20 protein-coding genes are annotated in these 18,162 nt (G+C 72.2%); 8 read left to right on the top strand and 12 right to left on the bottom strand.

What is annotated here, in order from left to right:
* Positions 1–2 precede the first annotated feature (2 nt).
* From AC07FN_RS36015 to pdhA, 3 genes are read right to left on the bottom strand one after another with little or no spacing between them, the layout of a single operon-like run.
* Positions 3–1,250, bottom strand: coding sequence for a dihydrolipoamide acetyltransferase family protein (locus AC07FN_RS36015; protein ID WP_478399666.1), 1,248 nt, complete (start codon positions 1,248–1,250; stop codon positions 3–5).
* Complete coding sequence (locus tag AC07FN_RS36010; RefSeq protein WP_478399665.1) at positions 1,247–2,275, bottom strand: alpha-ketoacid dehydrogenase subunit beta; 1,029 nt, start codon at positions 2,273–2,275, stop codon at positions 1,247–1,249. The genes AC07FN_RS36015 and AC07FN_RS36010 overlap by 4 nt, the downstream gene beginning before the upstream one ends.
* The gene (gene pdhA, locus AC07FN_RS36005) at positions 2,275–3,327 is read right to left on the bottom strand and encodes a pyruvate dehydrogenase (acetyl-transferring) E1 component subunit alpha (RefSeq protein ID WP_478399664.1); all 1,053 of its coding nucleotides are present in this window, start codon (positions 3,325–3,327) and stop codon (positions 2,275–2,277) included. Before pdhA ends, AC07FN_RS36010 begins: the two co-directional genes overlap by 1 nt.
* 105 nt (positions 3,328–3,432) lie before the next feature.
* Here pdhA and AC07FN_RS36000 point away from each other — a divergent pair, with 105 nt between their 5' ends.
* Positions 3,433–3,930, top strand: a complete 498-nt coding sequence (locus AC07FN_RS36000; RefSeq protein WP_478399663.1) for an Lrp/AsnC family transcriptional regulator — start codon at positions 3,433–3,435, stop codon at positions 3,928–3,930.
* 82 nt (positions 3,931–4,012) lie between these two features.
* Here AC07FN_RS36000 and AC07FN_RS35995 read toward each other — a convergent pair whose 3' ends face one another.
* The 3 genes from AC07FN_RS35995 to AC07FN_RS35985 form a co-directional block, all read right to left on the bottom strand.
* Positions 4,013–4,810, bottom strand: a complete 798-nt coding sequence (locus AC07FN_RS35995; RefSeq protein WP_478399662.1) for an exodeoxyribonuclease III — start codon at positions 4,808–4,810, stop codon at positions 4,013–4,015.
* Between the two features lie 328 nt (positions 4,811–5,138).
* Positions 5,139–6,620: a CoA transferase gene (locus AC07FN_RS35990; protein ID WP_478399661.1), complete on the bottom strand. Its 1,482-nt coding sequence runs from the start codon at positions 6,618–6,620 to the stop codon at positions 5,139–5,141.
* A gap of 150 nt (positions 6,621–6,770) precedes the next feature.
* Entirely contained in the window at positions 6,771–6,986 is a 216-nt protein-coding gene (locus tag AC07FN_RS35985) for a hypothetical protein (protein WP_358571865.1), read from the bottom strand.
* Between the two features lie 182 nt (positions 6,987–7,168).
* Between AC07FN_RS35985 and AC07FN_RS35980 the strand changes: the two genes are divergently transcribed.
* The 7 genes from AC07FN_RS35980 (at position 7,169) to AC07FN_RS35950 (ending at position 13,144) form a co-directional block, all read left to right on the top strand.
* On the top strand, positions 7,169–7,738 hold the full coding sequence (locus tag AC07FN_RS35980; RefSeq protein WP_478399660.1) for a DNA polymerase ligase N-terminal domain-containing protein: 570 nt from the start codon (positions 7,169–7,171) through the stop codon (positions 7,736–7,738).
* Between the two features lie 6 nt (positions 7,739–7,744).
* A complete protein-coding gene (gene ligD, locus AC07FN_RS35975) occupies positions 7,745–8,662 on the top strand; it encodes a non-homologous end-joining DNA ligase (protein ID WP_478399659.1) in 918 nt (305 codons plus the stop codon).
* A 5-nt stretch (positions 8,663–8,667) separates the two neighbouring features.
* On the top strand, positions 8,668–8,955 hold the full coding sequence (locus tag AC07FN_RS35970) for a hypothetical protein (protein ID WP_478399658.1): 288 nt from the start codon (positions 8,668–8,670) through the stop codon (positions 8,953–8,955).
* Between the two features lie 64 nt (positions 8,956–9,019).
* Positions 9,020–9,511 (top strand): 2Fe-2S iron-sulfur cluster-binding protein, encoded by a 492-nt coding sequence (locus AC07FN_RS35965; RefSeq protein WP_452613119.1) that lies wholly within the window; start codon positions 9,020–9,022, stop codon positions 9,509–9,511.
* Entirely contained in the window at positions 9,508–10,494 is a 987-nt protein-coding gene (locus AC07FN_RS35960; protein WP_478399657.1) for an FAD binding domain-containing protein, read from the top strand. The genes AC07FN_RS35965 and AC07FN_RS35960 overlap by 4 nt, the downstream gene beginning before the upstream one ends.
* Positions 10,491–12,581 carry a xanthine dehydrogenase family protein molybdopterin-binding subunit gene (locus AC07FN_RS35955; RefSeq protein WP_478399656.1) on the top strand — a complete coding sequence of 697 codons (2,091 nt, stop codon included), beginning with the start codon at positions 10,491–10,493 and terminating at the stop codon, positions 12,579–12,581. The genes AC07FN_RS35960 and AC07FN_RS35955 overlap by 4 nt, the downstream gene beginning before the upstream one ends.
* Before the next feature lie 152 nt (positions 12,582–12,733).
* Positions 12,734–13,144 (top strand): hypothetical protein, encoded by a 411-nt coding sequence (locus AC07FN_RS35950; protein WP_478399655.1) that lies wholly within the window; start codon positions 12,734–12,736, stop codon positions 13,142–13,144.
* 235 nt (positions 13,145–13,379) lie between these two features.
* Here AC07FN_RS35950 and AC07FN_RS35945 read toward each other — a convergent pair whose 3' ends face one another.
* The 6 genes from AC07FN_RS35945 to larE form a co-directional block, all read right to left on the bottom strand.
* Positions 13,380–13,928, bottom strand: a complete 549-nt coding sequence (locus tag AC07FN_RS35945; RefSeq protein WP_478399654.1) for a GNAT family N-acetyltransferase — start codon at positions 13,926–13,928, stop codon at positions 13,380–13,382.
* 32 nt (positions 13,929–13,960) lie between these two features.
* The gene (locus AC07FN_RS35940) at positions 13,961–14,827 is read right to left on the bottom strand and encodes an SGNH/GDSL hydrolase family protein (protein WP_478399653.1); all 867 of its coding nucleotides are present in this window, start codon (positions 14,825–14,827) and stop codon (positions 13,961–13,963) included.
* An 82-nt stretch (positions 14,828–14,909) separates the two neighbouring features.
* Positions 14,910–15,314 carry a YybH family protein gene (locus tag AC07FN_RS35935; protein ID WP_478399652.1) on the bottom strand — a complete coding sequence of 135 codons (405 nt, stop codon included), beginning with the start codon at positions 15,312–15,314 and terminating at the stop codon, positions 14,910–14,912.
* Positions 15,315–15,414: 100 nt separating this feature from the next.
* Entirely contained in the window at positions 15,415–16,563 is a 1,149-nt protein-coding gene (larC, locus tag AC07FN_RS35930; protein WP_478399651.1) for a nickel pincer cofactor biosynthesis protein LarC, read from the bottom strand.
* Entirely contained in the window at positions 16,560–17,228 is a 669-nt protein-coding gene (gene larB / locus AC07FN_RS35925) for a nickel pincer cofactor biosynthesis protein LarB (protein ID WP_478399650.1), read from the bottom strand. The genes larC and larB overlap by 4 nt, the downstream gene beginning before the upstream one ends.
* Positions 17,225–18,049 (bottom strand): ATP-dependent sacrificial sulfur transferase LarE, encoded by an 825-nt coding sequence (gene larE, locus AC07FN_RS35920; RefSeq protein WP_478399649.1) that lies wholly within the window; start codon positions 18,047–18,049, stop codon positions 17,225–17,227. The genes larB and larE overlap by 4 nt, the downstream gene beginning before the upstream one ends.
* Positions 18,050–18,162 lie beyond the last annotated feature (113 nt).

Raw genomic sequence — 18,162 nt, 5'->3', positions numbered from 1 at the left:
GGTCAGAGGTCGGCGAGGGCTGTGATCGGGTTTTCGGCGCAGTCCGCGATGTAGCGGAGGAAGCCTCCTGCCGTTGCTCCGTCGCAGACCCGGTGGTCGAACGTCAGAGACAGCTGGGTCACCTTCCGGAGGGCCAGTTCGCCCTGATGGGCCCAGGGTTTGTCGATGATCCTGCCGATGCCCAGGATCGCCGCCTCCGGGTGGTTGATGATCGGGGTGGAGCCGTCCACGCCGAACACGCCGTAGTTGTTGAGCGTGAACGTGCCGCCCGTGAGGTGCTTGGGTTCGAGGTCTCCCGCACGGGCCAGGCCGGTGCGGTGCGCGATCGCTTCGGAGAGCTGCGCCGTGCTCATCTCGTGGGCATCGCGGACCACCGGGACCATCAGGCCGCGCGGTGTTTGCGCGGCGAAGCCGAGGTTGATGTGCCGGAACTGGACGATCTCGCCGCGTTCGGTGTCCACCGAGGCGTTGAGCTCCGGGAACCGCCGCAGGCCCGCCACGCAGAAGCGGGCGATCAGCGACAGCAGGCTGATGTCCGCGCGCTCCTTGAGCAGCGCACGGGCCTCCAGCAGGCGGGTCGCGTCCACGTCCACCCACGTGCTGGCGTCCGGGATCTCCCGGCGGCTGCGGGCCAGCTTGTCGGCGACGGCGCCGCGGAGGCCGCGCAGCGGCGTGCGGATCTCGCCGTCCCGCTGGGGCGGTTCGGGGCGCGCCGCGGAGTCCACGTCGCGGCGCAGGATGACACCGCACGGCCCGGTGCCGACCACATTGGACAGATCGACGCCGTGCTGCTTGGCGAGCCGGCGCACGATCGGCGAGAGCACGCGCGGAGCGCCGTTCGGGCTCGGCGCGACCGACGCGATCTGAGGCTCCGCGCTTCGCAGCGTGCGCGACGTGGTGTGCGCCCGGCGGCGTCGGCGGGTGGCCGTTCCGCCGGTTCCGTAGCCGACGAGCACGTTGCCCGAACCGGCCCGCTCCTCGGTGCGGTGCTGTTCGTGCGGCGCGTCGTCGCACGCGATGGTCGTCAGCGGCGCACCCACGGCCAGCACGTCGCCGGCGGCGCCGTGCAACGTCACGACCACGCCCGCGTGCGGGCAGGGCACGTCGACGACCGCCTTGGCGGTCTCCACCTCGACGACGACCTGGTCCGCCTCGACCCGGTCGCCGACCTCGACGTGCCAGCGGACGATCTCCGCCTCGGTCAGGCCCTCTCCGAGGTCGGGCAGCGCGAACTCCGCGGAGCGCGTCATGCGGCGTCCTCCTGGCTCCGGGCTCCGCCGAGCCACTTCGCGTCCGGTTGGTCCTCCCACTGCAGCCGGTCCAGCGCGTCGAGCACCCGGTCGACGCCAGGCAGGTGCGCGTGCTCCAGCTTCGGCGGCGGGTACGGCACGTCGAAGCCCGCTACGCGCAGCACCGGCGCGGCCAGCGAGTGGAAGCAGCGCTCCTGCACTCGCGCGGCTATTTCCGCTGCCACACCGGCGAATCCGGGAGCCTCCTGGAGCACCACGCAACGCCCGGTGCTGCGGACGGCTTCGGTGATCGTCTCGTCGTCGAAGGGCACCAGGCTGCGCGCGTCCACGACCTGGACGTCCCAGCCCTCTTCCTCGGCCGCCGCGGCGGCTTCCATGGCCAGCGGCACGCCGGGGCCGTAGGCGATCAGCGTCGCGTCGCGGCCCGGCCGGCGGATCGCGGCGCGCCCGATCGGCTCCGCCTTCGCCGGCAGCTCGATGTCCTGTTTGGACCAGTAGAGCTTCTTCGCTTCCAGGAACACCACCGGATCGGGATCGTCGATGGCCTCGCGCAGCATCGAGTAGGCGTCCGCGGCGTTCGCCGGCGCGACGACCTTGAGGCCCGGGGTGTGCGCGTAGTAGGCCTCGCTGGAGTCGCAGTGGTGTTCCACGCCGCCGATGCCGCCCGCGAACGGCACCCGGATGACGATCGGCATGCCGACCGCGCCGCGCGTCCGGTTGCGCATCTTCGCGATGTGCGAGACGACCTGCTCGAACGCGGGGAAGGCGAAGGCGTCGAACTGCATCTCCACCACCGGGCGGAAGCCGGCCATCGCCATGCCCACCGCGAACCCGGCGATGCCCGACTCGGCCAGCGGCGTGTCGAAGCAGCGGTCCTCGCCGAACTCGGCCTGCAGGCCGTCGGTGATCCGGAAGACGCCGCCGAGCCGCCCGACGTCCTCGCCGAAGACCACCACGCGCTCGTCCTCGGCGATGGCGTCGCGCAGCGCCGCGTTGAGCGCCTGCGCCATGCTGGTTGGTGCCATTACAGCGCCTCCTGTTCGGTCCGGAGCTGGGCGAGCTGCTCGGTCAACTGCGGGGTCGGTTCGGCGTAGACGTGCCGGAAGAGGTCCTCGGGATCGACCTCGGGATCCTGCTGCATGCGGGTGCGCACCCCGGCGGCGAACTCCTCGGCCTCCGCGGCGATCCGCTCCACCGCCGCGTCGTCGAGGTGGCCGCCCTCGCGCAGGTGGCGCTCCAGGAGCCCGATCGGGTCCCGCTGCTGCCAGTGCTCGACCTCCCCGGGCGGCCGGTACCGCGTCGCGTCGTCGGCGTTGGTGTGCGCTTCCATCCGGTAGGTGTGCGCCTCGACGAGGAACGGGCCGTTCCCGGCGCGGGCGTGCGCCACCGCACTGTCCAAAACGGACAGGACCGCCGCGGCGTCGTTGCCGTCGACCTGCTCGCTGCGCATCCCGTAGCCGATTCCCTTGTGCGCCAACGAAGGCGCGACCGACTGCTTGGCGAGCGGGACGCTGATGGCGTACCCGTTGTTCTGCACGAAGAAGACCACCGGCGCGCGGAAGACGGCGGCGAAGTTGAGCGCCTCGTGGAAGTCGCCCTCGCTCGTGGCGCCGTCGCCGAGCAGCGCCATGGCCACGGTGTCGTTGCCCTTGCGGGACTCGCCGTGGGCCAGCCCGACCGCGTGGAGCGTCTGGGTGGCCAGCGGCGTGCACTGCGCCGCGGTGCGGGTCGCAGGGACGTCGTACCCGCAGTGCCAATCCCCGCGCAGCAGCGTCAGCACCTCGACCGGGTCGATGCCGCGCGCCACCAGCGAGACCGAATCGCGGTAGGTCGGGAACAGCCAGTCGTCGGCGCCGATGCTCAGCACCGCGCCGACCTGACAGGCCTCCTGGCCGCGCGAGGACGGGTACACCGCGAGCCGCCCCTGCTTGGTGAGCGTGGTGGCCTGCGCGTCGAACCGGCGGCCGAGCACCATCGCCCGGTACGCCTCCAGCAGCCGGGTGGGCTCCGGCATCGGGTACTTCGGATCGGGCTGCTCCAGCAACCGCACCGGGCTGCTCGACGGAAGCCATTCCACGGCCGTAACCTCCTCAGGACGACTGGCTTGAGATGGTCGGCCAAGTCGGTCACGTGATACAAGTCATGGCCGGATAATCGGAACGAACGGCATCGAGGAAGCAACATGGTCGACCAAACGTCCATCGGGATCGATTCGCGGGGCGGCCGGTCCGGACGATCGGCACCGGCGCTGGACGAGATCGACGCGCGGATCGTCGAGGAGCTGGGCCGGGACGGGCGGATGTCCGTCCGCACGCTGGCGGAGCGCGTGAGCATCTCCCGCACCAACGCGCACAGCCGCGTGGAGCGGCTGATCTCCAGCGGGGTGATCACGGGTTTCCACGCGCGGGTCGACCCGGTCAAAGTGGGCCGGGGCACGGCGGCCCTCATCGGCCTGTCCATCGAGCAGGGCACCTGGCCCGAGGTGTCCCGGCGGCTGGCCGCGACCAGCGGCGTCGAGCACGTGGCGCTGGTGGCCGGGGACTTCGACTTCGTGGTGCGGGTCCGGACGGAGGACAACCTGTCGCTGCGGAACCTGGTCTTCGACCACATCCAGTCGCTGCCCGGGGTCCGGAACTGCCACACCTGGCTGATCTTCGACGAGTTCGAACCTGAGCGGTGACGCGCCTGGCGGGGCGTCGATCGTCACCCGGGTGAACGTCGCCTTCTCGCGGAACCGCGCCTCCGCCCGGCGGCGGCGCGCGTCAGAGGTCGAGGTCGACGACCACCGGGGTGTGGTCCGAGGTGCCCTTGCCCTTGCGGGCCTCGCGGTCGACGTAGGAGTCGGCGACCGCACCGGTGAAGGGCTCGTTGCCGTAGACCAGGTCGATGCGCATGCCCTGGTTGTTCGGGAAGCGCAGCTGGCGGTAGTCCCAGTAGGTGAACGGCACGTCGTACTTCAGCGCCCGCGGGTAGACCTCGGCGAGGCCGGTCTCGGCGAGCGCGGCGAGCGCCTTGCGCTCGTCCTCGGTGACGTGGGTGCTGCCCTCGAAGGCCGCGATGTCCCAGACGTCGGCGTCGGTCGGGGCGATGTTGAAGTCGCCGAGCACGGCGAACGGCCGGTCGGCGGCCAGCTCCTCGATGGCGGTGGCGCGCAGCGCGTCGAGCCACCGCAGCTTGTACGCGTAGTGCGGGTGCCCGACCTCGCGGCCGTTCGGAACGTACACCGACCACACCCGCACGCCGCCGCACGTCGCGCCGATCGCCCTGGGCTCCTGGGTCTCGAACATCGCGCCGTCGGCCTGGAAGCCCGGCTCGTCGAGCAGCCCGCGGCGCGCCTCGTCGATGCCGACCCGGGACAGCACCGCCACGCCGTTCCAGCGCCCGGCGCCGTGCGCGGCGACCTCGTAGCCGAGCTCGCCGACCTCGTCGACGGGGAAGGCATCGGCGGCGCACTTGAGCTCCTGGATGCACAGCACGTCCGGTTCGGCCTTGCCCAGCCAGTCGAGCAGCTTGGGCAACCGGGCGCCGACGGAGTTGACGTTCCAGGTAGCGATCCGCATGCCCGAACCCTGTCACACCACCCCGTCACCGGCGGCGAGGGGCACCCGGGACCAGTCCTGTCGGCCCGTGTGTAGTTCGTGTTGCTATGGAGGCTGTTTTGATGTCCTGGTGTGAGGTGTGGTCACACGGGGGTTTTGTCGTTGAAGCGGCGCAGCCGCTTAGCCCACCCTTGCAGCTTGCACCGCCGCGGGTTCTCAGGGGGCTTCTCGCGAGGACAGCCCCGACGTGGTGAATTGGCATTCATGATGTCGGGGATCCCACAGCGAGAAGGCGCCTGAGGTTCCGCTACCGGCACCGCCACGCAAGATGAGTTTGGAAACAGGCTCATCAGCGGGGGAGCCACTCGGGGCGGCTGGCGCCGCGGGGGAGCAGGACGTGCCGGTAGGCGCCCGGGGTTTCCGACATGCGGACCTGGTCGGTGACGCCCTGGTAGCGGCCGAGGGGCGTGTCGGCGGTGAACGTCTCCGGGTCCAGGTAGGCGTGCTCCTCGCCGGTGCCCGCGACGGAGTGGGCGTAGTCGCGGTCGAAGATGCCCATGCTCAGGATCCACAGGGCGGCCCGGGTCAGGGAGACGTGCACGCGGTAGCTGCCACCCTCGGTGGCGCGGCGGATGAGCGCCTGGCCGACGCCGAGCGCGAGCAGCCACGACACGATGTAGTCGTTGACCACCAGGATCGGCGGCAGCGCCGGCGTCTCGCCGTCGCCTTCGAGGTTCATCATCCCCACCAGGCTGCCCGCGGACTGGTCGAAGCCGACCCGCTGCGCCCACGGCCCGGCGCTGCCGTTGAGCATCGCGGTCGCGTGGATGATGCCCGGGCGGGTGGCGGCCGCCTCCTCCGGCGACAGCCCGATCGACTCCAGATAGCCGGGCCGCCGGTTGGCGTAGAACACGTCGGCGCCGGCGAGCAGCCGCCGGATCAGCGCGGCGCCCTCCGCCCGGTACGGGTCCACTGTGGCCGATCGGACGCCGACGTTCGCGGTGATGTACGTGGTGTCGTGTTCGAGTTCGCCGGGGCGCCAGATGTTGAGCGCGTCCGCGCCGTGCAGCGCCAGCGCGCGCCCGACGCCGGCCCCGGCGATCACGTGCCCCATGCCCAGCGCGCGGACGCCGTCCAGCGGCGCGCTGCCGGGGCGGAACGGTTCGGGGTCGCTCTCGCCGATCTTGGTGACCTCGATCAGCGGCATGTCGGCGAAGAAGTCGCGGTACTGGACCTCGGCGAGCAGCTCCGCCGGGCTGCGCAGCATCGGCATGACCACGCCCGCGGCCTCGCCCGCCTCCTCCAGGTCGCCGGCCCGCCAGCCGGCGATGGCGCGGCCCACCGCCGCCGCGTCGTCCGGCACGCCCAGCAGCTTCTGCGCCCCCACCTTGAGCTTCGGGTACGGGTTGAGCGGCATGACCCACCGGTCGTCGGCGGTGCGGTAGAAGGCGAAGCCCAGCGCGTTGCTCGGGTTCGCCGGGCTCGCGCCGGGATAACCGTTGAGCAGCTCCCACCGGCGGTCGTAGAACGGGCACAGCCGGTGCGGGGCCGTGCGCAGGTCCACCGAGATGTCCTGGCCGCGCCCGCCGCGCAGCTGCCAGATCTTGGCCATCACGACCGACTTGGCGGCCAGCGCGATGCCCGCTGCCCCGCCCAGCCGCAGCGGGCTCGGCACCACCGGGTCCGCGCCGCGGAAGGAGACGCGCCCACCGGCGTCCGCCGGGCCCAGCCCGACGCCGGCCAGCAGGTCGGCGAGCCCGGCGTTCGGATCGAAGGCGTCGTCGGTGGCGGGGGCGGCGATCGCCTTGCTGATTCGCTCGGTGAGGGACACGGTTCCTCCTGGACTGGTGCCGCGCGGAATTCCTTATGCAGGCTAACTATTCACCGCGCGCCCGGCTGGACCGATTCGCGAACGCGGCGTGACCGCGGCGGTCACGCGACGTGACCGAAGGAGGATCCACTGAGGACTGGGGCGGCGACGTCAGCGGAGCATGTTGTGCTCGCCCGCGTACTGGTAGCGCCACACGCCGTCCGCGCGCCGGTCGTGCCGGTCGTAGCGGGCGCAGGGCGCTTCGCCGTCGCGCGGGGACGGGAAGGTGAACTGGCCGAGGGGTAAATCCGTGTCCGGCGCGGGGATGATGAACGAGCGGCCGTCTTCGGGGCCGCCGATCAGTTCGGCGTGCACGTGCTGTTGCATAGGTCTTCTCCCGGGCTCGGCCCCAGTCGGTTCTCGCCCCATAGGACCAAATGCGGCGGCCCGGAGTTCCACACTTCACCCGATCGTCTCAATGAGAGGCCGCTGCCCGGTCAACGGACATCGCGCGAACGGCCGTACCCGCCATCCGATTGATCGGGCCGCCCGCTGGGTACGCGGATGACATGGCCGAGAACGATCTGGCGACCTACCGTCGCAAACGCGATCTCGCGCGATCCGGGGAGCCCACCGGCGGCGAGCCGGGGGAGCGGCCCCGGTTCGTGGTGCAGAAGCACGACGCGTCGAGCCTGCACTACGACTTCCGGCTGGAGGTGGACGGCGTGCTCAAGTCGTGGGCCGTGCCGAAGGGCCCGTCGCCGGACCCGCGCGAGAAGCGGCTGGCCACGCCGACCGAGGATCATCCGCTCGACTACGCCGAGTTCGAGGGCGCGATCCCGGAGGGCTACGGCGCAGGCACGGTCGTCGTGTGGGACGCCGGGACCTATCGCAACGACACCGAAAGCGACGGTAAGCCGGTTGCGATGGCCGATGGGCTTTCCGCCGGGCACGTCAAGGTGTGGCTGGAGGGCGAGAAGCTCCGCGGGGCGTTCGCCCTGACCCGCGCGGAGTTCCGGGGCCGCGAGCAGTGGCTGCTGGTGAAGGTGGCAGACGAGGGCGCCGACCGGCGGCGCAACCCGGTCAGCACGCAACCGGAGTCGGTGCTCACCGGCCGGACCAACGACGAGCTGCGGTGACGGCCGGTGACCGCGCTGGTGGAGGTCGACGGGCGGCGGATCGAACTGTCCAACCCGGACAAGGTCCTATACCCCGACGACGAGTACCGGAAACGGGATGTAATCGAGTACTTCCGCTCCGTAGCGGAGGTGATGATCGAGCACACCCGCGGCAAGCCGATGACGCTGCGCCGGTTCCCGGACGGCATCGGCTCCGGCGGGTTCTTCCAGAAGGAGGCTTCGAACCACTTCCCGGACTGGGTGCGGGTGGCGGCCGTGCCGCAGCGGGGCGAGCCGGGCACGGTGCACCACGTCGTCGTCGAGGACGCGCCGACCCTGCTCTACCTGGCCGGTCAGGCGTGCCTGGAGTTCCACATCGGACTGTCCACCGTGGATGATCTGGACCGGCCGGTACTCGCCGTGCTGGATCTCGACCCGCCCGAGGGGGCGGACCTGCCGGAGCTCCGCGCGGTGGTGCGGCGGATGTGCGAGCGGTTCCGGGACGTCGGCCTGTCGCCGCACGTGCAGGCCACCGGCGGCAAGGGGTTCCACGTCGCCGCCGCGCTGCGCGGCGAGCGGGGCTTCGACGAGGTCCGGGCCGCCATCCGGGAGCTCGCCGAGCAGGCCGCGCGCGACGAGCCGGACCGGCTCACCATCGAACAGCGGAAGGACAAGCGGGGGAACCGGATCTTCTTGGACACCAACCGCAACGCCTACGGCCAGACGATGATCGCGCCCTACTCGCTGCGCGCCCGCCCCGGCGCCCCGGCCGCCACCCCGCTGGACCTCGACGAGCTCGGCCGGGCGGCGCCCCAGTCCTACGGCCTCGCGAACATGGCGCGGCGGCTGGCGCAGAAGACCGACCCCTGGGCCGGCCTGGAGGACGCGCGATCCGCCGGCGACTTTCCGCATCCCGGCAACCGGGACCGGTCGGAGGAGGAGTGACGAGCATGTCCGAACCGCGAAGCGGTGCCGAGGAGCAGGAACCGACGACGTTGCCGGGCGCAGAGGGCCTGGACGCGGACGAACTCGGCGGCGACCCGGTGGAACAGGGCGTCGAGCCGCCCGAGCACTGGTCCGCGGAGACCCGCGATCGCCCGACCCCGCGGAGTGAACGGGAGGGCGAGTCGCTCGACGAACACCTGGCCGAGGAGGTGCCCGACATCGAGCCCGAACAGCCACGAAACGGCATCGACGAGAGCATCGACGACCGAGCCGCGGAGGAAGAAGGCCTCTGACGGGGCGTGAGTGACTCGGCGGCCTCCCGGGTACGCCTGTCGCACAGATTCGAGGGGAGGGACCGTGGAAGCCGAGATCACCCTCGTCGTGGACGGGGCCGAGCACCGGTTCACCGTCGACACGCGCACGACCGTGCTCGACGCCCTGCGGGAAGCGCTGGGGATCACCAGCGCGAAGAAGGGCTGCGACCACGGCCAGTGCGGTGCGTGCACCCTGCTGATGGGCGACCGCCGGGTCAACAGCTGCCTGATGCTCGCGGTGGCCTTCGACGGCGCCGAGTTCCGCACCGCCGACGGGCTCGCCGGCGCCGACCTGCACCCGGTGCAGCGGGCGTTCATCGAGCACGACGCGTTCCAGTGCGGGTACTGCACGCCCGGCCAGGTGTGCTCCGCCGTCGGTGTGCTGTGCGAGATGCGCGACGGCGAGCCGAGCGCGGTCACCGCGGACGGCGCCGGGCTGGCCGACGAGATCCGCGAGCGGATGAGCGGGAACCTTTGCCGCTGCGGCGCGTACGCCAACATCGTCCCGGCCATCGCGGAGGTGGCGCAGCGATGAAGCCGTTCCGCTACCAGCGCGCCGCCGACGTCGCGACCGCGGTGGACACCCTCTCCGCGACGCCCACCGCCGCGTTCCTGGCCGGCGGCACCAACCTGGTGGACCTCATGAAGCTGGAGGTCGAGCAGCCGGACGTGCTGGTGGACGTCCGGCGGCTGACCTCCGGCCGGATCGAGCAGCACCCCGAGTTCGTGCGCATCGGCGCCGCGGTCACCAACACCGCGCTGGCCGCCGATCCGGTGATCCGCGAGCGCTTCCCGCTGCTCTCGCAGGCGGTGCTCGCGGGCGCCTCCGGCCAGCTGCGCAACCTCGCGACGACGGGCGGGAACCTGTTGCAGCGAACCAGATGCGTCTACTTCCAGGACGTGACGACGCCGTGCAACAAGCGGGAGCCCGGGACGGGTTGCTCGGCGCGGGAGGGCTTCCACCGCGAGCACGCGATCCTCGGCACGTCCGAAGCGTGCGTCGCCACGCACCCGTCCGACATGGCGGTGGCGATGGTCGCGCTCGACGCGGTGGTGAACACGCAGGGGCCGCACGGACAGCGAGCGATCCCGCTGGTCGGGCTGCACCGGTTGCCCGGCGACGAGCCGGAGCGGGACACCGTCCTGGAGCACGGCGAACTGATCACCTCGATCGACATCCCGTCGCTGGGCTTCGCGGTGAACTCCCGGTACCGCAAGGCCCGCGACCGCGCGTCGTACGCGTTCGCGCTGGTGTCGGTGGCAGCCGCCGCGGACGTCGCCGACGGCGAGCTGCGTGACGTCCGGCTGGCGTTGGGCGGCGTTGCCCACAAGCCGTGGCGGGCGACCCGGGCCGAGATGGTGTTGCGCGGAGCCGCTGCGAGCGAGGAGAAGTTCCGGGAGGCAGCCGATGCGGAGCTCGCCGACGCGCGGCCGCTGCCCGGCAACGAGTTCAAGATCCCGTTGACGCGCAACATGATCGTCGACGTCCTCGCCGAGCTCGCGGGGGTGCGGAGATGACCACCACGACCAGCCTGATCGGCGCGCCCGTCGACCGCATCGAAGGCGACGAGAAGGTCCGGGGCGCCGCGCTGTACGCGGCGGAGCACCCGGTCCAGCGGCCGGTGCACGTGTTCCCGCTGCAGTCGGACATCGCGCTGGGGCGGATCACCGGCATCGACACCGCGGCGGCGATGCGCGAACCCGGCGTGCTGGGCGTGCTGACCCACGAGAACGCGCCGCGGCTGGCCTCGACCAAGGACGCCGAACTGGCGATCCTGCAGTCGCCCGAGGTCGCCTTCCGCGGGCAGTTCATCGGCGCGGTGCTCGCCGAGACGGCGGAGGCCGCCCGGCGGGCGGCGAACCTGGTGCGGCCGAGCTACGAGACGCGCACCCACGACGTCTCCCTCCACCCCGCCCGCACCGACCTGGTCAAGCCCGGCGAGGTCAACGGCGGCTTCCCGACCGACACCGTCGAAGGCGACGTGGACGGCGCGCTGGCCGCCGCGGCGGTGGTCGTCGACGCCACCTACACCACGCCGCAGGAGCACAACAACCCGCTGGAACCGCACGCCACCATCGCGATGTGGACCGACGACGAGCTCACCCTCTACGACTCCACGCAGGGCGTGCACTGGGTGCGCGACACGATCGCGGCCCTGTTCGGCATGGAACCGCACCGGATCCACGTGGTCTGCCCGCACACCGGCGGCGGCTTCGGCTCCAAGGGGCTGCCGCACGCGCACGTGGTGCTGGCCGCGATGGCCGCGCAGCTCGTCGCCCCGCGACCGGCGAAGCTCGTCCTGACCCGCCAGCAGATGTTCTCGGTGGTCGGTTACCGCACCGGCACCATCCAGCGGATCCGGCTCGGCTGCGAGGCATCCGGCGTGCTGACCGCGATCAGCCACGACGTGGTCGAGCAGACCTCCCGGATCAAGGAGTTCGCCGAGCAGACCGCCGTGCCCACGCGCCTCATGTACGCCGCCCCGAACCGCCGCACCACGCACCGGCTGGCCGAGCTCGACGTGCCGGTGCCGTCGTGGATGCGCGCGCCCGGCGAGGCGCCGGGCATGTTCGGCCTGGAGGTCGCCATGGACGAGATGGCGATCGCCTGCGGCCTGGATCCCGTCGAGTTCCGCATCCGCAACGAGCCGGACACCGATCCCGAGACCGGCCGGCCGTTCTCCAGCCGGAACCTGGTCGCCTGCCTGCGCGAGGGCGCGCGGCGGTTCGGCTGGACCGGGCGCGATCCGGCGCCGCGCGCGCACCGCGACGGGCCGTGGCTGGTCGGCACCGGGGTGGCCGCGTCGACGTACCCGGTGTTCAGCATGCCGGGCTCGCGGGCCATCATCCAGGCCCGGCCGGACGGCCGCTACCGGGTGCTCATCGGCGCCGCCGACATCGGCACCGGGGCGTGGACCGCGCTCACCCAGATCGCGGCCGACGCGCTGGGCGTCGGGATGTCCGAGGTGGCGCTGAGCATCGGCGACACCGACCTGCCCTACGCCACCGGTGCGGGCGGGTCGACCGGCATCCTGTGCTGGGGTTCGGCCATCGTGGACGCGGCCCGCCGGTTGCGCACCGAGCTGCCGGCCGGGGAACCGGTCCCGGACGAGGGCGTGGAGGTCACCGGGGCGCTGCCGGACAACCCGTACGCCGGGCAGCTGTCCATGCACAGCTTCGGCGCGCAGTTCGCGGAGGTCCGGGTGCACACCGTGACCGGGGAGCTCCGGGTGCCGCGGCTGCTCGGGATCTTCGCGGTCGGCCGGATGATCAACGCCAAGACCGGGCGCTCGCAGCTGCTGGGCGGGATGACCATGGGGCTGTCCATGGCGCTGCACGAGCACAGCGTGGTCGACCCCCGGTTCGGGCACGTGGTCAACCACGACTTCGCGGAGTACCACATCCCGGTCAACGCCGACATCGGCGACATCGAGGCGGACTGGATCGACGAGCACGACCCGTACGTGAACCCGATGGGCGCCAAGGGGATCGGCGAGCTGGGCATCGTGGGAACGGCGGCGGCGATCGCCAACGCCGCCCACCACGCCACCGGCATCCGCGTCCGGGACCTGCCCATCACCCTGGACAGGTTCCTGTCCAGGTAGAGCGTGCGGTTCGGTCTTCCTCAGCACATCGTCCACAAAGGGCGGAAGTGTCTTCCTTGTTGCTGTTCATAGTCGTGAACACACGGACCTGGCTAAAAACCACGGCCCGATCGCGGTGGAGGACTTGCGGGTCCGCAACATGCTCCGGGCTGGTGGACGCGGCGCTGGCGGAGAAGGCGGCCGCGGTGGCGATCTGGGCCCGCATCGACCGGCTGGCCGCCCAGATCCGGCCCACGGATCCGGAAACCCGCGAATATCTGCGAGTTTCGAGCAGGTACGGGCTGCTGCTGCACCGGGTGATCCACCACGGCTGGGGCGCGATGCTGCGCGGCTTCGCCGGCGACCGGACCGGCAGCTACGACATGGCGGCCATCCGCGCCCACATCGCCGGGTACGACCAGGCCTGGTCGGAGTTCCGGCGCCTCGCCGACGAGAACCCCTCGTGTGCCTCGCTGTACGTCCCGCAGTCGTTCGGGCCGCGGAACCCGGACGGCACCTACGACGCCGACCCGGATCACGGCATGCGCCAATCCGTCGACCGGTACCGCGAGCTCGCCCGGTGACGTCCGGGCGCGGATCGGCTTACGCGTCCTTTCGGAATGCGGCGTCAGCCGCATGCGGTGAGGGACTCAGCTTGCACCGCCGCGGGTTCTCAGACGTCGTCTGGCGAGGACAGCCCCGATGCCGCGTATTCGGTCATACGTAAGTCGGGGCTCCCACAGTCCAGACGGCGGCCGTAATTCCCGCAGGGGGGCCGCTACCCGCACCGCCACGCAAGCCCATTGAAGAAATCATTTCTCACGAGCGGGAGCGCCAGTCGGAGGCGAGCAGGGACCAGACCTCGACGTCGCGGCGGCGGCCCTGGTACAGGAAGGATTCGCGCAGCACGCCGTCGAGGGTCATGCCCAGGCGCTGTGCCGTCGCCTTGCTCCGGTGGTTGTCCGCGTCGTTGCGCCACTCGACGCGGCTCATGCCGCGCACCCCGATGGCCCAGCCGATCAGGTGCGTCGCGGCCCGCGTGATCAGGCCCCGCCCCTCCGCCTCCGGCGCGAGCCACACGCCGAGCTCGCAGACGCCCGAAGGCACGTCGAAGATCCGGAACAGGATCCCGCCGACGAGATCGCCGCGCAGCCGGATCCCGTAGATGCGCCCCTCGTCGGCGGCCTGCCGGTCGGCGTAGCTCTGCAGGAAGGCCCGGGCGGACGCCTCGTCGGTGACGATCTCGGTCCACGGCAGCCACGGTGCCAGGTGGTCGCGGTAGCGCTCGGCGTGGGCGGTGAACTCGGCGGCCTGCCAGGGTTCGAGCGGCGTCAGCGCGGCGTCTTCGGTGAGAGGATGGCTGAACATGCTTCTCCGTTCAGAGATCGGTCGAACGCATCCTAGTCCGGTGCGGCGACGTTCCTGAGCGGCTTTTCCGGATTCGCGTCGCGTTCGGAGTCCTCAATGGACGAAATGTTTCGGCGGGGTGCCAGCGCGGCGCGCAGGAGGATCTTCAGGGAGTACCGGAGGAGGTGGTGGCCGCGGCCGAACAGCCACGGGACGCCCTTGGCGAGCAGCCACCGAAGGTGGTCGAACCCGCTGACCCGCGCGCCGCCGGAGCACTCCAGCGACACCGTGCCCGGTACGGCCAGCCCGGCCGCGGCGAACCGGTCGGCGAAGGCGGCGGCGAGCATCCGGTGCCCGAGCTCGGAGGGGTGCAGCCGGTCCACGCTCCACGTCGCCGGGTGGTAGGAGCCCGGCAGCCGGTCCAGGTCCACGACGCCGGCGGCGTGTTCGGCGGCGACGGCGTCCAAGATCCGGTTGAGCTCGTCGATCCGCCTGGCCAGCGCCTTGCGCAGCGGCCCGGGGAGCCGGAAGACCCGGCCGTGGTCGTGGTAGCGGATCGTCACGGCGACCGCGCCCGTGGCGACGAGCGCCCCCACGACGTCGTTCAGCTGCCGCCGCAGGTGGCCCGCGTCGAAGTCGGAGCGCATGGTGTCGTTCATGCCGACCATCACCACGGCGGCATCCGGCGCGGCCCGCAGCGCGGCGGGCAGCTGGGCGTCGTGCACCGCCGCGATGCGCGCGCCGCTCGCCCCCACGTTCGCCAGCTCCGCGGCGCCGAGCGCCTCGGCCAGCAGCGGGGCGAACCCGCGCCAGCCGCCGGCCACCGGGTCGCCCATGCCCACGGCGACCGAATCGCCGAGCACCGCGACGGTCCGTGTTCTCCGCGGGCCGCGCGGGCCCGCCGTGATCGCGTCCTGCACGTGATCATCGTGATGGCCGTGCTTCCTGCGGCGGTGAGGCGGCGGTGACCATCCGGCGACCGCTGGGCGAAGAATCGGCGCGTCAGCCGGGCGCGGCGCGGTAGTCCTTGTCGGGCCAGAACGGCCACTCCTCGAAGTCCCGGCACGTCCCGTCCGGGGCGAACCGGATGACCCACAGGTCCCGGTACTCCTGCGGCACCGAACCGCCGTAGCGGACTTCGACCCGGACGACGGCGGTGTCGCCTTCGAGCGCCACGGGGCTGCTCGTCAGCTGGAACTTCTCATCGGGCCCGACCCGCTCGGCCTCCCACATCCGCCCGATGGCGGCAAGGCCGACGACGGGTTCGAGGTAGGGGGCCTGCCGATAGCTCGCGTCCGGGGAGAAGATCCCGGCGAGCGCGTCGACGCCCGGGGTGCGCCAGGCCCGCTCGTACCCGGCGACCCACGCACGCACCTGCTCCCAGTCCATGGTCTGCGAGTCTGGCACCGGCGGGCCCCTCGCGCAGCAGCCCCACGCCCGTGTGCACTTGGTGTCGCTCTGGCAACACGACGTAGACACGGTGCCTGACCAGCGGAAACGATGTTTTTCAGGTGTCTCGCCGCGCGGCCGCGAGGGCTTCGGTTGCGATGGTTCGGAGGGGGCGGCCCAGGGCCGCCGCTGCCGCTGCGACGTCGTCGTGCTCCGGTTTCGCGTGGTGGGGGCCGTGCTTGACGCGGATCTGGTGGCCTTGCACCGTGACCGTCGTGGTCCGGCGGGGCAGGGCTCGGCGGTCCACCGCGTGGCGGCGGATCCCGAGGCTGCCGGTTTCCGCCAGCACCAGGTCGGACAGCCCGGATTCCAGCTCCGGGCGGCACAGCACGTGCAGCACCTGGGCCGGGCGGGACTTCTTCATCGTCGCCGGCGTCGTCCAGGCGTCCGCCGCGCCGCGCTCCAGCGCGCGGTTGATCACGTGCCCCAGCACCTCGCCGGTCACATCGTCCACATTGCACTCCAGGACCACCATCGGCTCGGCCGGTCCGGCGCCCAGCGGCACCCCGAGCGTCGCCGGAAGCACGTTGGGGCGCTGGGGGAACCGGCGCGTGCCCGCGCCGTAGGCGGTGTCCTGCACGGTCATCGCCGGGGGAGGGGTGAAGCGGGTGCCGATCGCCTGCAGCAGGGCCGCGCCGGTCGGCGTGACCGTCTCGCCCGGCAGGTCGGTGCCGACGACGGCCGCGCCGCGCAGCAGCCGCAGGGTCGCCGGGGCGGGCGCCGGGAGCACGCCGTGGCTGCACCGCACCGTTCCGCTGCCCAGCGCCAGCGGCGCGGAATGCACGGTCGTGATGCCCAGGGCGTGCAGCGCGGCGGCCACGCCGACGGTGTCCACCACGGTGTCCAGCCCGCCGATCTCGTGCAGGTGCACGTCGTCCGGGTGCTCGCCGTGCAGGGCTCCTTCCACCTCGGCGATCGCCGTGATCGCCGCGGCGGCCAGCTCCGCCACGGGTTCGGGCCGGGCCTGCCGGACTCGCGCGATCAGCTCCGAGGCGTGCCGTTCGGTGCTGGTGTCGTCGACGTCCACCACCGCTTTCGTCGCCGCGATGCCGTTGACCTGCACCTGCTCGGTGGACAGCCGCCAGCCCGGCAGGCCGGTCGACTCCACGGCCGCGCGCACCCGGTCCAGCGGCGCGCCGAGGCCGAGCAGAGCGCCGAGCAGCATGTCCCCGGAGACGCCGGTGACGGGGTTGAGCCAGAGGATCATCGCGGTTTCGCCACCACCTGGGCCAGCCGGTGCGCGGCCATCGCGGCGCCGAACCCGGAATCGATGTTGACCACGGTCAGGCCCGCCGCGCAGGACGTCAGCATGGCCAGCAGCGCCGTCACGCCCTCCAGGGCCGCGCCGTAACCGGTGGACGTCGGCACCGCGATCACCGGGCAGGCCACCAGCCCGCCGACGGCGCTGGCCAGCGCGCCCTCCATGCCCGCCACCACGATCACCGCGTCGGCACGGTCGAGCTCGTCGCGGGCCGCCAGCAGCCGGTGGATCCCGGCCACCCCGACGTCGCGGACCACCTCGGTGGACAGCCCGATCGCGGCCGCCACCGCTTCGGCTTCGGCGGCCACCGGCCAGTCCGAGGTGCCCGCGGTGGCGATGCAGACCCGGAACGCCCCGGCCGCCGCCGGTCGCCACACCAGCAGCCGCGCGGTCTCGTGGTAGGTGCCGCCGGGCACCTCGATCTCCGCGGCGACGTCGGCTTCGACGCGGGTCACCAGCACCGGGCCGGTGCCCCGGGCGAGGAGTTCGGCGACGATGCCGGCGATCTCCGCGGGCTGCTTGCCGGGCGCGTAGACGACCTCGGGGAGGCCCTGCCGGGATTCCCGGTCGGTGTCGACCCGCGCGTACCCGAGATCGGTGAACCCGGTCATGAGGCGGTCCGGGCGGGCAGCAGCGGCAGCAGGACGTTCATCCGTCCACTTCGGAATCCCGCCAGATCCAGCGCGCAGAACTGGAAACCGGCCTCGCGCACCGCGCGGTCCAGCTCTTCGCGCCGCGCCGCGGCCCGGTCGATGTCGGCCGCCGGGACCTCCAGCCGGGCCACCGTGCCCTGGCCGTGCGCCCGCACTCGGCACACCTCGAAGCCGAGGCGGTGGATCGCCGCTTCGGCTTCCTCGATGCGGCCGAGCACCTCGGGCGTCACCGGGTCGCCGTAGGCGACGCGCGAGGCCAGGCACGCCGCCGCCGGTTTGTCCGCAGTGGACAGTCCGAGTTCCTGGCTGGCCCGCCGGACCGCTTCCTTGCTGAGCCCGGCGTCCACCATCGGCGCGATGACGCCGCGCTGCGCGGCTGCCTGCTGGCCGGGCCGGTGGTCGCCGAGGTCGTCCAGGTTGGTGCCCAGCGCGATGCCGGCACCCATGGCGGCCGCTAGCGGCTCCAGCGCGTCGAACAGCGCGGACTTGCAGTGGTAGCAGCGGTTTCCGTCGTTCGCGGCGTATTCGGGGCGGTCGGCCTCGTCGGTGCAGACCTCGATGTGCGCGAAGCCGCGGCCGCGCGCGAACTCCTTGGCCTGCCGGCGTTCGTCGGCGGCGAGGCTGGGCGAGACGGCGGTGACCGCGAGCATCCGCGAACCGAGCACCTCGTGCGCCACGGCCGCCAGCAGCGCCGAGTCGACGCCGCCGGAGAACGCCACCACGAGGGCCTCCTCCGCGCCGATCCGTTGCCGGAGACGATCGAGTTCGGGCACGCTCACGGTGGCTCCTTTCCTCCGCCTTCGACCGCCCGGCGACGGGAACGCCATGGTCCTGACAGGTGGTCTGACCACACTCTAACCGGATTCGGCGGAAGATCCCATCCCCCCGGAGC

This window comes from Saccharopolyspora sp. NPDC045941 (genome assembly GCF_056431445.1).
The sequence above is the reverse complement of the archived record's forward strand: the minus strand, read 5'-3'. Positions and strand labels throughout refer to the sequence as shown.